Source organism: Flavobacterium amylolyticum (assembly GCF_048284335.1).
In the GTDB taxonomy this organism is placed as follows: domain Bacteria; phylum Bacteroidota; class Bacteroidia; order Flavobacteriales; family Flavobacteriaceae; genus Flavobacterium.
Genome location: NZ_JBLVPG010000001.1, coordinates 621,882 through 634,011, shown reverse-complemented (window position 1 = coordinate 634,011; position 12,130 = coordinate 621,882). Strand labels below are relative to the sequence as shown.

Genomic DNA, 12,130 nt, shown 5'->3' with positions numbered 1-12,130 from the left:
TTAAAAAAGGATGGCGCTGCTACCGGGGCTAAAAAACGAAACCAGTATACGATGCCGCTTTTTAAAACCATATACTTCAATCCATCTACCCAAATTCTAATTTGGAAAATCACCGAAACATTCGAAGAATTATTTGGCCAAGTTGTGCTAAATGATAGTAATCGGATCCGACTTGATGGAATGAAATCCCAAATGCACCAACGCGCTTTTCTTAGTGTCCGAAAGTTATTGCAACAAGCCAGTTATACGGATCATGATTTGTATTATGACACGTTTGGTAAACCCCACTTACATGATGGTAAGCACATCTCGATTACGCATTCCCATAATTTTTCAGCAATTATTGTAAGTGCTCGAACGGTAGGAATCGATATCGAATTGCAGCGGGAAAAAATCATTCGAATTGCCAATAAATTTGTAGATTCAGAATTTTCGTATTTAAAACCTGAAGAAAATCAAGATTTCATTAAGAAATTGACGGTTATTTGGGGTGCCAAAGAAGCGGTCTTTAAAATTAGAAATGAGCAAGGAATTAGTTTTAAGGATCATATTAAGGTTAAAACCTTTAAAACAAATGATTTGATAACCAAAGCGGAACTAGACTTTAATGGTTTTATTAAAAATTTTGAAATTTATTTTGAAGAAATAGAAAATTTTATATTGGTTTATGCATTTGAAAATTAATAATCTGTAAAATTAGCCTCATCTGCGTACCAAAAATGACAAATATTTATAATGAAATCATCCAATCAAAAGTCGAAAGCCAAAAACTATTGGCCATACTTCTTGATCCTGATAAAATTGTTTGGGAGAATTTAACCGTTTTAATTTCAAAAATCAATTATTCGCCAGCAACGCATATTTTCATTGGCGGAAGCTTGGTTACCACTACTATTTTAGATGAATTAATTGTACAAATTAAACAAAGTTGTGATTTGCCAATCGTTCTTTTTCCGGGGAATCCATCACAGATTTCAGATAGAGCCGATGCGATTTTATTCCTGTCTTTAATATCAGGAAGAAACCCCGACTATTTAATAGAACATCAGGTAAATGCGGTTCCGATTTTGAAAAAAACAGATTTAGAAGTAATTTCAACGGGCTATATTTTAATCGAAAGCGGGAATGAACCGGCAGTTGTACGCATTAGCAAAACCAAACCATTAGATCGTAATGATATTGATTATGTCATTCAAACCGCCCAAGCAGGAGAAATGCTTGGGAATAAGTTGATTTATCTTGAGGCGGGAAGCGGAGCAAAACAAGCAGTCCCTTTCAAAATGATTAAACAAGTAGCTCAAAATATTAAAATCCCGTTAGTTGTTGGAGGCGGTATTGTAGATTTGCAAGGAATTCATAATGCTCATAATGCAGGAGCTGATTTGGTTGTAATAGGGACTGCATTTGAAAGCAACAATAATTTTTTTAATAGATAATAATGATAGAATACTTTTTTTCTCAATATGCAACTTACCCTACATTAGATATCGTTCTGGAAATTGTAGCTGTAATTTTTGGTTTATTGAGTGTATGGTTTGCTAAAAAAGATAATATTTTAGTTTTTCCAACAGGATTAGTCAGTACCTTAATTTTTGTTTACTTGCTTTGGAAATGGACACTATGGGGTGATATGATGATCAATGGGTATTATTTTGTGATGAGTATATATGGTTGGTACCATTGGTCGCGAAAAAAAGGGGAGAATGATGAATTTCCAATTTCAAAAATTTCAAGATCAGAAAAACGAATTGCCATAATTCTTTTTATATTTACGGTTGCCTTTGTAGTTTCGGTTTATCATTATTTTGGGAAATTTACTACTTGGTATGCCTATGTTGATACCTTTATTACGGGAATTTTCTTCGTAGGAATGTGGCTCATGGCTAAAAGGAAAGTCGAAAATTGGGTATTTTGGATTATTGGGGATGTAATTTCCATTCCATTATATTTTGCAAAAGGCTATACTTTTACCAGTTTTCAGTATCTAGTATTTACAGTAGTTGCCATTTTTGGCTATTTAGAATGGAAGAAAATCTCAGACAGCACAGTAACGGAACTAAAAAAATAATCAAAATAGTATTATTTGGTCCCGAAAGTACCGGAAAAACAACATTAGCCAGGCAACTTGCTGAGTATTATAAAACTGAATGGGTTCCGGAATTTGCACGAGAATATTTGCAAGAGAAATGGGACACAGCTGAGCAGGTATGTGTTATAGGTGACATGTTACCTATAGCTTATGGCCAGACCAAATTGGAAAATGAACGCGCACTGACCGCTAATAAATTTCTTTTTTGTGATACTAATCTCATGGTTACTAAAGTTTTTTCGGAGGTATATTATAATTATTGTGATCCTTTATTAGAGATTGCCGCTTGCGAACATGAATATGATTTATTTTTTCTGACAGATATCGATGTGCCTTGGAAAAAAGATGATTTAAGAGATAAAGCAGAAGGGAGAGAATCTGTTTTTGCGGTCTTTAAACAATCTTTAATTGATAATAACAAACCCTTTATTACGCTTTCTGGCGACAAGGATTTGAGACTTAAAAAAGCAATTTCTATTATTGAGGAGTTATCCCTTGCAAAAGATTGTGGGTTTTCTTCAGTTGATTTTGTACAGATCAATGATCATGGAATTCCATTAAAAAATATTCAAAAACAATTGTATTTTTTTGAACACGGAATGCCTAAAACAGATTTAGTGAGTCCGGCAAAGTTATTTAATGGAATTTTAAAATTTTCTGAGAAGGATTTTCAAGAAAAAGCACTTTTTTTTGACCTTCAAAAGTTAAATTTGAAATTAAAAAAATTCGTTCCAGCATCAGGAGCTGCCAGTAGAATGTTTAAATTTCTAATTGAATTTCTGGTAGATTTTGATGTAGAGAATGAAACCATAAATGCTTACATCAACCGAAAACAGGCAAACAAACTTTCTGTTTTCATTGTAGGAATGGAAAAATTCCCTTTTTATGAAGCAATAGACCTGCAATTGAGAACCGATTTTGCTGATTTTGATGTTATGGATCCTAGTTTAAAAAATTATTATTTCATAAAATTGCTGTTGTCATCCGATTATTTTGATTTTGCCAACAAACCAAAGGGAATTCTTCCTTTTCATAAATACAAAACTCATATAGCAACTCCCATTGAGGAACATTTACACGAATGTGCTCATTATTCGAGTTCGAATAACAGTTCTCATTTGCATTTTACGGTTTCAGAATCGCATCAAAAGCATTTTGAAAATATTATTAAAAATATTAAATCTAAAATTGAAGTTCAATCTGAAACCGCAATCGCTGTTAGTTATTCGTACCAGAATAAAAAAACGGATACACTTACAGTAAATCTTAAAAATAAACCGTTTAGGAACGAAAAGGGAGAGTTGGTTTTTAGACCAGGAGGGCATGGGGCTTTGATCGAAAATCTAAATGATTTGGATGCGGATATTGTATTTATTAAAAATATTGACAATGTAATTCAAAATAATAGCAAAAAAATAGCTTTGTACAAAAAGGCTTTGGCGGGGACTTTAATAGAAATACAACAACAGGTCTTTAATTATTTACATAGTTTAGATACCTTGTCGATAGAGCAAGAGTTGATAGATGAAATAATTCTTTTTATAGAAGAAAAATTGAATATCAAAGTTTCTGATGGTTTTTATAACTATAGTTTTGAGAGTAAGGTCTCTGAGGTAAAATCAATTTTAAACAAGCCAATTCGGGTTTGTGGTATGGTGAAAAACGAGGGTGAACCAGGTGGTGGTCCTTTTTGGGTCAGAGATAGTCATGGTCTCGTATCATTACAAATTGTAGAAAGTTTTCAAGTTGATTTGTCTAATGACAATCAAAAGAGGATTCTCCATGCTGCCACACATTTCAATCCGGTTGATCTAGTTTGTGGTATCAAAAATTATAAAAAGGAGAAGTTTGATTTATCACAATTTGTGGATCATAATAGTGGTTTTATTGTGGAGAAAAGTACATTAGGAAAAAATAGTAAAGCTTATGAATTACCTGGTTTGTGGAACGGTGCCATGGCAAAGTGGCTCACAATATTTGTTGAGGTGCCTTTAATTACTTTTAATCCGGTAAAAACGGTGAATGATTTATTAAAACCCGCACATCAATCTAAATAATTTTACAAAAAAAAGCAACATCAATGGAAATTGAAAAAATCATAACTGAATTAAGTTTTAAAGCCGTTCGCAGCAGTGGAGCTGGTGGTCAGAACGTAAATAAAGTTTCCTCGAAAGTGGTGTTGAGTTTTGATTTGCAACATTCTCAGGCTTTAACGGAAGAGGAAAAACGCTTGGTGGAAACCAAATTGTATTCTAGATTGACAGTTGATTCTGTTTTAATCTTAAATTGTGACGAAGATCGCAGTCAGTTTAGAAATAAAGAAATTGTAATCAAACGTTTTTTAGAACTCCTCAAAAATGCATTGGTAATTCCCAAAGAAAGAAAACCCACGAGAATTCCTAAGTCTGTTATTAGAAAGCGAATAAAGGACAAAAAAAATGTGTCTGAGGTTAAGAAAAACAGGAAGAGACCAAATGTAGAGTAAGTCCTTTTTACTTTTATTTTTTTAAATTTTAAACTTTAAACAAAAAAAACTACTTTTGCGTTGTCTCAAAGGGGTGCTCTAAATAACGAGCTGAGATTATACCCAAAGAACCTGGACAAGTAATGTTGTCAAGGGAAAAAATGATAAATAAATAGGATGTAACTACTTTATTTTTCATAGAAAGCAACCATTTTTTAATTTAACAAAAGAATAATTCCCCCTTTTATTCGTAATTTTTTTTACGGATGAATATTTTATTTAAGAAAAAGAGCCAAGAGCTAAGAGCCAAGAGCCAAGAAAGATCAATTCGAGTACTTTTTATACTTTTTATTTTTCACTTTTCACTTTTTACATTTTCGCAAGTCAAAGACACAACCAAGTTAAACCAACTCGATGAAGTCTTAGTTTCGGCAGTACGGGTTACTACAAAAACACCAGTTAGTTTCAGTAATTTGGACAAAAAGGATATCAAATTCCGAAATTTAGGACAAGATATTCCAATTCTGATGAATTACCTACCTTCTGTAGTCACCACTTCAGATGCTGGAAATGGTGTGGGGTACACCGGAATCCGAGTTCGGGGTAGCGATGCCACCCGTGTAAACGTTACCATCAACGGAATTCCGTATAATGACTCGGAAAGCCATGGAACGTATTGGGTAAATATGCCAGATTTTGCCTCCTCGTTGGAGAGTTTGCAATTACAACGCGGCGTAGGAACTTCGACTAATGGAGCAGGCGCTTTCGGGGCGAGTTTAAATATGCTAACTGATAATTTTTCCAAAGAAAGTTCTGGGGAAATCTCAAACTCGTATGGAAGCTTTAATACCAGAAAACATACTATAAAATTCAGTACAGGTCTAATGAATGATCATTTCGAAATCGCGGGAAGGTTGTCTGCTTTAAATTCAGATGGATATGTGGATCGTGGAGCGTCAGATTTGAAATCTTATTTTCTGCAAGGAACTTATGTAGGGAAAACTACTTTGATAAAAGCCTTGGTTTTTGGAGGAAAAGAGAAAACGTATCAATCATGGAACGGAATTGATGGAGAAATGCTGAATAATGATAGGACGTTTAATTCAGCAGGAGCTTTTACGGATGAACAAGGAAAGGCTCGTTTTTATGACAATGAAACCGATAATTACCAGCAAGATCACGCTCAGTTGCATTGGAACGAAAAAATATCTGAAAACTGGAGTACTAATTTTGCTTTGCATTACATCAAAGGAAAAGGATTCTTTGAAAATTATAAGGAAGACGCTGATTTTCCTAATTATGGATTGCAGCCCGCAGGCGCAGTAACAACGACGGACTTGATTCGTCAAAAATGGTTGGATAATGACTTTTATGGAACGACATTTTCGGCTAATTATAAGAGTGATCAACTGGATGTGATTTTTGGTGGCGGATGGAATAAGTATGAAGGCAGTCACTTTGGTAAAGTGATTTGGGCACGATTAGCTTCGCAGAGTGAGTTAGGAGATCGGTATTACGATGATTATGCCACTAAAACGGACGGAAATATTTTTGCAAAAGCCAATTACCAAATCACGGAACAGCTAAGTTTGTTTGGAGATTTGCAATATAGATCAGTCAATTACAAAGCCAATGGCGTTCAACCAACACTTGTGGATGATACTTTTAATTTCTTTAACCCTAAAGCGGGATTAACCTATACGATCAATTCTGGAAATTCGGTGTATTTGTCTTATGCCAGAGCCAATCGTGAACCAAATAGGAGTGATTATGAAGGCGGAAACGTAAAGCCGGAAAAATTGAATGACTTTGAACTGGGGTGGCGATATGTTGCAGAGAAAGTACAATTCAACTCGAATGTGTATTATATGGCCTATAAAGATCAATTGATTTTGACAGGAAGTTTAGACGATGTAGGCGCTCCAATACGTTCCAATAGTGAAAAAAGTTACCGTTTAGGACTGGAAGTAGATGCTACAATAGCGTTGACAAATCAATTGATTATTCGTCCTAATTTTACTTTGAGTGCTAATAAAAATACGAATTTAGCAGTAGAAGGGCAAAATTATGGGACAACGGATATCGCATATTCACCATCGATTATTGCAGGAAATATTTTGGTCTATACGCCAGTGGAGCATCTTCATATTTCATGGTTGCAAAAATTCGTCGGGGAACAGTACATGAATAATATTGAATTACCGGCTGCAAAGTTGGCGGATTATTTTGTGAATGATTTAAATATTGCCTACTCTTTTACCCCTAAAACGATCTTCAAAGAAATTGTGTTGACGGGTTTAGTGAATAACTTCTTTGACAAAAAATACATTTCCAATGGTTATATGTATGATGTGTATCCGTATTATTATCCGCAAGCGGGAATTAATTTCCTTGCTGGATTGACATTGAAGTTTTAGGATGTTATTGTAGCAACAATGTCTGGTCCTGGAAAAAACAATACAGGATTAAGAAAAATAAAAGTGCTTTTTTACCCAGTAGTAAGTTCCGTTTTACTACTGTTTTTTTGTGTTATAGGCCCTCCTTTTAATTATAAACTCGAAGCACATTTCCATTGACTTGAACCCGATATTGCTTCATAGGATATTGTAAATCGCCTTGGCCAGTAAATAAACTGTATTCCTTGCTGTCACATCCGCAAATGGCATTTATCCCATTTATGGTCATAGTAGAACAGGCACTTATAGCCTGATTAGGACAAGCGGCATCAAAAGCATTGTATCCGCTTCCAGTATTGAAAATAATAACACCCCGAGCACCTATTCCAGAAATATAAACCGCATTACTAACAAATTTAAGATTTGAATATGCCGGCAAATTCATATTAACGTCTGTAGTAAAGCTGTAATTAGGCACAAACGGATTGGTGTTGTCAAAACCGGAATCACTACACGAAAAAAAGTAAGGAATGATAAAGAAAAGCAGGGCACATTTTTTCATTTTAAAATAGTGTCAAAGTATTAGTGAAACAAATTTAATTTATTTAACTTTGAATTATATATGATTAACATATATTTATAGACGAAAAAATAATAATAGTATCTTTGTGGAAAGAAATCCCGTCCTGATGGGATTTTTTCTATTTATATAAAGGAAGAAATTATGAGCGCAGTATCGTATTACACCGCAGAAGGATTGAAAAAATTAAGAGAAGAATTGGATTATTTAAAGAGCGTAATGCGTCCAAAAGCATCCGCGGATATAGCTGAAGCAAGAGATAAAGGCGATCTTTCTGAGAATGCCGAATATGATGCGGCTAAGGAAGCACAAGGCATGCTGGAAATGCGTATTGCGAAATTGGAAGAAGTACATTCTAACGCCAGGTTGATTGATGAAACGCATCTGGATGTTTCTAAAGTATTAGTATTGTCCAATGTGAAAATCAAAAACCAAACCAATGGAATGGAAATGAAATACACATTAGTAGCCGAAAGTGAAGCGGATCTAAAAACGGGAAAAATCTCAGTAACTTCCCCAATAGGGAAAGGGTTGTTAGGGAAATCTGTAGGTGAATTTGCCGAAATCACAGTTCCTAACGGCGTTTTAAAATTTGAGATTTTAGAAATTACAAGAGATTAAAGGTACTATTTGGCATTAGTATTTGGTCTCTAATAGTAGGGATCAGGATCTGCTGTTTCTTTATATATTATTTTAAAAGTGATTATCTAAAAACTTGACTCATGAGTAGTGTATTTTCAAAAATCATAAACGGAGAAATTCCGTGTTATAAAATTGCCGAGAATGATGATTTTTTGGCTTTTTTGGATGTAAATCCAAATGCAAAAGGGCACACACTGTGTATTCCAAAAAAAGAAATTGATAAGTTTTTTGAGATAGAAAATGAGTTATACCTTGGGTTGATGCAGTTTTCAAAAAAAATAGCTGTAGCTCTTGAAAAAACTATTCCGTGTAAACGAATCGGGATGGCAGTTATAGGTCTTGAAGTCCCTCATGCTCACATTCATTTGATTCCCTTGAATGAAATGGACGAAATGCGTTTTCAAAATAAAGTATCGTTAACCAAAGATGAATTTGAAGCTTTGGCAGAACGGATCAAAGCCAATTTGTGATAAGTACGCAAATAAAATAAATTGGTATGGTTTTCGTTTAGAAAAGGGAATAGGTTTTTACCTATTCCCTTTTCTAATTTATAGATTCTAAACCGATACTATGAAAAATAGTTGCGTACTCCTTTTTCTCTTTTTCTCTTTATTTAGTTATGGTCAAGTTAGTCCTGCTTATGCTGCGGTCGATGCAAAAATGGCTGCTATTCCTGCTAATTCAACTAATTCTATAGATGCAATCGCTACATACATTACTCTAAATTTTAAAACCGATACGGATAAAATCAGAGCTGCTTTTTATTGGACGTCATCCAATATTAGCTATAATGTTGCCAATATGTATGCAGTAAATTTTCAGGAATCAACACAAGAGAAAATCGCAAGGACTTTAAAAACCAAAAGAGGCGTCTGTATACATTATGCTGAAGTTTTGAATGCACTTTCTGAAAAAATCGGAATTCAGTCCTATATAATTCAAGGGTATACGAAGCAAAACGGCAAGGTGGGAAATTTGGCTCATGCTTGGACTGCTGCAAGAATTGATAAAAAATGGTATGTTTTTGATCCCACTTGGGGATCGGGTTATGTAAACAATGGTCAGTTTTCAAAAAAACTGAATAATCTGTATTTCAAAGCAGAACCTACTACAATAATTGCCTCTCATATCCCATTTGACTATGTCTGGCAATTTTTGAATTACCCTGTTACCAATCAGGAGTTTTATGAGGGAAAAATCCAAATGAATAAAAGCAAGAAATATTTTGATTTTGAAAAAGAAATTATCAAATACAACGCCTTGTCAGAAGTTGATCAATTGTTGGCCGCAGCGGATAGAATTGAAAAAAACGGATTGAAAAACACGATGATTGTAGAACGGTACGAGGGTAAAAAGAGACAGTTTATGCATTTGCGAAAAAACACCAATATAGAAAAGTTAAATTCTATTGTAAATGAAATGAATGATGCCGTTGTGTTATTGAATGATTTTATTCACTACAGAAACAATAAGTTTAACCCTGTTTTTTCGGATACTGAAATTAGTAGTATGATTGAAATACCAGTGGATAAACTGGCTAAATGTCAAAACGAAATTTATAGCATTGGTTCAGTTGGTACAGAAAATGCAGCAAGTGTGGCATCGATAAAAAAATCGATAAGTAAAGCTTTGGCGCAAGCTAAAGAACATGCGTTGTTTGTGCAAAACTATTTAAGTAAGTCTAAAATGGTTCGGAAAACGATGTTTTCTAGCGTAACTTGGTTGTGATTTTTTTAAACTAAATTACTTTTTTTAAAACTCACTTGCATCGTTGTTCCTTTTCCAATTTCGGAATCCAGTACCTTGATGGTTCCTTTGTGGTACTCCTTTACGATTCGTTGAGTCAATGAAAGACCCAATCCCCAGCCCCTTTTTTTAGTGGTGAAACCGGGTTCAAAGATGGTTTTGAATTGTTTTTTCTGAATCCCGGCTCCTGAATCAGAAACATTTATGTTTACATAATCACCTACAGGTTCAATTCTTAGCGCTAATTTCCCTTTTCCTTTCATCGCATCAATAGCGTTTTTTACTAAATTTTCAATAGTCCAACTGTGTAAAGTAGGATTGAGTAATACCATAATAGGTGATTTTGGTGCATGGAATGAGAACTCAATTTGTTTGGAAAACCGGGATTGCAAATAGTCGTAAGACTGAAGGGTCTCTTGAATGATATCTCTGTTTTCTAATTTTGGTTCGGAACCTATTTTCGAAAAACGATCGGTTATGGTTTGCAAGCGTTCAATGTCTTTTTCGATTTCAAAAGTAGTGCTTTCAGCTACATCTTCGGATTTCAGGAGTTCAACCCAGCCAATCAATGAAGAGAGCGGCGTTCCAATCTGGTGTGCGGTTTCTTTGGCCATTCCTGCCCAAAGTTTGTTTTGGGTGGCCATTTTGGTACTTCGATAAAAATTGTAAACTAACCCCCCAAAAAGTACAATGATAAGCACTAAAGCAATAGGGTAGTACTTTAATTTATTGAGTAAAGCGGAGTTTCCATAGTATAATTTTTGAAATTTTCCCGAAACATATTCAATAACAATGGGCTCATTTTCATTTTTTAAATCGGATAAAAAAGCAATAGCTTTTTGTTTGTTTTTCACAATAACCTCATCAATATTGACGGTGTTTATAATGCGGTCATTTTCTGTAAGGATAATAGGAATCGAGGTGTTATCACTAAAAATTTGGAGCGGAAGTTCAACATCAGTGTTTTCGTCAGCGTTAATAAGTGTTTTTTGGGCTTGTGCCCAAAGATTCATTTTTAATCGTTCTTCGTTTTTGAAGATTTGAAAAAAAGTATAAGTATTCCAAAGAATTAATGAAATTATTAAAAAAGAGGCAAAAATTATAATCCAACGGGTTGTATTTCTTCTTTCAGAAAACTGCATAAATGAAAATTTGAATTATAAATATAACGAAATAAAGGCTGTAGTATTTTAGTTTTAATCAAAGATTTTTTTTTAGAATAAATACACCTAAAATTGTATTCTAATTTCGTCTACTACTTCTAAAACTTAATTGATTTGTCTACTTTTGTGTCTTATAGTAATAAATCAAAAATATATGATTACAATAGATCCTAAAAGTATTGAAACGGCACAATTGCAGGGGTATCTGCAAAGTTCAGTAGGGCCGAGACCTATTGCTTTTGCCAGTACTATGGATGCACAAGGAAATCCAAATGTATCGCCTTTTAGTTTCTTTAATGTGTTCAGCGCCAATCCTCCAATTTTAATATTTTCACCGGCCAGACGCGTTCGTGATAATTCAATTAAACACACTTTGATCAATGCCGAAGCTACACGTGAAGTGGTCATTAATGTGGTGAATTATGATATGGTACAACAAACATCTCTTGCAAGTACAGAGTACGCCGCTGGTGTAAATGAGTTTGTAAAATCAGGTTTGACGCCCATTGCTTCTGATGTGGTAAAGCCCTTCAGGGTAAAAGAATCTCCAGTGCAATTTGAATGTAAAGTCACCCAGATTATTCCTTTGGGAAGTGAAGGAGGAGCGGGAAATTTAATACTTTGTGAAGTGGTGAGAATTCATATTGATGAAGCGGTTTTAGACGAAAACGGAGTAATTGACCAGTATAAAATAGATTTGGTTTCCAGATTAGGCGGTAACTGGTATTCCAGATCAAATCAAGGACTTTTTGAAGTCCCAAAACCTCTATCGACATTAGGAATTGGGGTTGATGCGATACCCAGTTTTATAAAAGAAAGTCCGATTTTTAATGGGAATGATTTAGGTAGGTTAGGGAATATAGAAGCCTTGCCTACAATGGAAGAAGTTAGTATATTTGTACACCAGAATTTTGCTGTAAAAGGAGTTTTAAGTTCTGATGACCCAGAAAAAGTGCACTTAGAAGCAAAAAAATATTTGAATGACAATGATGTTTTGTCTGCTTGGAAAGTGCTTTTAGCAAAAAAATAACATAAATAACAATAAAAAAT

12 protein-coding genes are annotated in these 12,130 nt (G+C 34.3%); 10 read left to right on the top strand and 2 right to left on the bottom strand.

The window, feature by feature from the left end; genetic code table 11:
* The first annotated feature begins 51 nt into the window (after nucleotides 1–51).
* The 6 genes from ACNQF9_RS02785 to ACNQF9_RS02760 all read left to right on the top strand — a co-directional run bounded on the left by ACNQF9_RS02785 (nucleotide 52) and on the right by ACNQF9_RS02760 (nucleotide 6,970).
* On the top strand, nucleotides 52–684 hold the full coding sequence (locus ACNQF9_RS02785) for a 4'-phosphopantetheinyl transferase family protein (protein ID WP_417958730.1): 633 nt from the start codon (nucleotides 52–54) through the stop codon (nucleotides 682–684).
* Nucleotides 685–719: 35 nt separating this feature from the next.
* The gene (locus tag ACNQF9_RS02780; protein WP_417958729.1) at nucleotides 720–1,436 is read left to right on the top strand and encodes a phosphoglycerol geranylgeranyltransferase; all 717 of its coding nucleotides are present in this window, start codon (nucleotides 720–722) and stop codon (nucleotides 1,434–1,436) included.
* A gap of 2 nt (nucleotides 1,437–1,438) precedes the next feature.
* Nucleotides 1,439–2,068, top strand: a complete 630-nt coding sequence (gene pnuC, locus ACNQF9_RS02775) for a nicotinamide riboside transporter PnuC (RefSeq protein ID WP_417958728.1) — start codon at nucleotides 1,439–1,441, stop codon at nucleotides 2,066–2,068.
* Nucleotides 2,023–4,146: a DUF4301 family protein gene (locus tag ACNQF9_RS02770; RefSeq protein WP_417958727.1), complete on the top strand. Its 2,124-nt coding sequence runs from the start codon at nucleotides 2,023–2,025 to the stop codon at nucleotides 4,144–4,146. Before pnuC ends, ACNQF9_RS02770 begins: the two co-directional genes overlap by 46 nt.
* Before the next feature lie 23 nt (nucleotides 4,147–4,169).
* On the top strand, nucleotides 4,170–4,574 hold the full coding sequence (arfB, locus tag ACNQF9_RS02765; protein WP_417958726.1) for an alternative ribosome rescue aminoacyl-tRNA hydrolase ArfB: 405 nt from the start codon (nucleotides 4,170–4,172) through the stop codon (nucleotides 4,572–4,574).
* A gap of 245 nt (nucleotides 4,575–4,819) precedes the next feature.
* Nucleotides 4,820–6,970, top strand: a complete 2,151-nt coding sequence (locus ACNQF9_RS02760; RefSeq protein WP_417989584.1) for a TonB-dependent receptor — start codon at nucleotides 4,820–4,822, stop codon at nucleotides 6,968–6,970.
* Between the two features lie 127 nt (nucleotides 6,971–7,097).
* Here the strand turns inward: ACNQF9_RS02760 and ACNQF9_RS02755 are convergent, their stop codons facing one another.
* A complete protein-coding gene (locus ACNQF9_RS02755; RefSeq protein ID WP_417958724.1) occupies nucleotides 7,098–7,511 on the bottom strand; it encodes a Rieske (2Fe-2S) protein in 414 nt (137 codons plus the stop codon).
* 162 nt (nucleotides 7,512–7,673) lie between these two features.
* Here ACNQF9_RS02755 and greA point away from each other — a divergent pair, with 162 nt between their 5' ends.
* From greA to ACNQF9_RS02740, 3 genes are all read left to right on the top strand, one after another.
* Complete coding sequence (gene greA, locus ACNQF9_RS02750; protein ID WP_417958723.1) at nucleotides 7,674–8,150, top strand: transcription elongation factor GreA; 477 nt, start codon at nucleotides 7,674–7,676, stop codon at nucleotides 8,148–8,150.
* 101 nt (nucleotides 8,151–8,251) lie between these two features.
* Complete coding sequence (locus ACNQF9_RS02745; RefSeq protein ID WP_417958722.1) at nucleotides 8,252–8,641, top strand: HIT family protein; 390 nt, start codon at nucleotides 8,252–8,254, stop codon at nucleotides 8,639–8,641.
* A 100-nt stretch (nucleotides 8,642–8,741) separates the two neighbouring features.
* Nucleotides 8,742–9,899: a transglutaminase domain-containing protein gene (locus ACNQF9_RS02740; RefSeq protein ID WP_417958721.1), complete on the top strand. Its 1,158-nt coding sequence runs from the start codon at nucleotides 8,742–8,744 to the stop codon at nucleotides 9,897–9,899.
* A gap of 5 nt (nucleotides 9,900–9,904) precedes the next feature.
* Here the strand turns inward: ACNQF9_RS02740 and ACNQF9_RS02735 are convergent, their stop codons facing one another.
* The gene (locus tag ACNQF9_RS02735) at nucleotides 9,905–11,059 is read right to left on the bottom strand and encodes an ATP-binding protein (protein ID WP_417958720.1); all 1,155 of its coding nucleotides are present in this window, start codon (nucleotides 11,057–11,059) and stop codon (nucleotides 9,905–9,907) included.
* Between the two features lie 175 nt (nucleotides 11,060–11,234).
* Here ACNQF9_RS02735 and ACNQF9_RS02730 point away from each other — a divergent pair, with 175 nt between their 5' ends.
* Entirely contained in the window at nucleotides 11,235–12,110 is an 876-nt protein-coding gene (locus ACNQF9_RS02730; protein ID WP_417958719.1) for a flavin reductase family protein, read from the top strand.
* Nucleotides 12,111–12,130 lie beyond the last annotated feature (20 nt).

What these genes read in the sequence shown, in the direction of transcription:
- ACNQF9_RS02785 (WP_417958730.1), top strand. Translation starts at nt 52, where the DNA reads ATGCCGCTTTTTAAAACCATATACTTCAATCCATCTACCCAAATTCTA.
- ACNQF9_RS02780 (WP_417958729.1), top strand. Translation starts at nt 720, where the DNA reads ATGACAAATATTTATAATGAAATCATCCAATCAAAAGTCGAAAGCCAA.
- pnuC (WP_417958728.1), top strand. Translation starts at nt 1,439, where the DNA reads ATGATAGAATACTTTTTTTCTCAATATGCAACTTACCCTACATTAGAT.
- ACNQF9_RS02770 (WP_417958727.1), top strand. Translation starts at nt 2,023, where the DNA reads ATGGAAGAAAATCTCAGACAGCACAGTAACGGAACTAAAAAAATAATC.
- arfB (WP_417958726.1), top strand. Translation starts at nt 4,170, where the DNA reads ATGGAAATTGAAAAAATCATAACTGAATTAAGTTTTAAAGCCGTTCGC.
- ACNQF9_RS02760 (WP_417989584.1), top strand. Translation starts at nt 4,820, where the DNA reads ATGAATATTTTATTTAAGAAAAAGAGCCAAGAGCTAAGAGCCAAGAGC.
- ACNQF9_RS02755 (WP_417958724.1), bottom strand. Translation starts at nt 7,511, where the DNA reads ATGAAAAAATGTGCCCTGCTTTTCTTTATCATTCCTTACTTTTTTTCG.
- greA (WP_417958723.1), top strand. Translation starts at nt 7,674, where the DNA reads ATGAGCGCAGTATCGTATTACACCGCAGAAGGATTGAAAAAATTAAGA.
- ACNQF9_RS02745 (WP_417958722.1), top strand. Translation starts at nt 8,252, where the DNA reads ATGAGTAGTGTATTTTCAAAAATCATAAACGGAGAAATTCCGTGTTAT.
- ACNQF9_RS02740 (WP_417958721.1), top strand. Translation starts at nt 8,742, where the DNA reads ATGAAAAATAGTTGCGTACTCCTTTTTCTCTTTTTCTCTTTATTTAGT.
- ACNQF9_RS02735 (WP_417958720.1), bottom strand. Translation starts at nt 11,059, where the DNA reads ATGCAGTTTTCTGAAAGAAGAAATACAACCCGTTGGATTATAATTTTT.
- ACNQF9_RS02730 (WP_417958719.1), top strand. Translation starts at nt 11,235, where the DNA reads ATGATTACAATAGATCCTAAAAGTATTGAAACGGCACAATTGCAGGGG.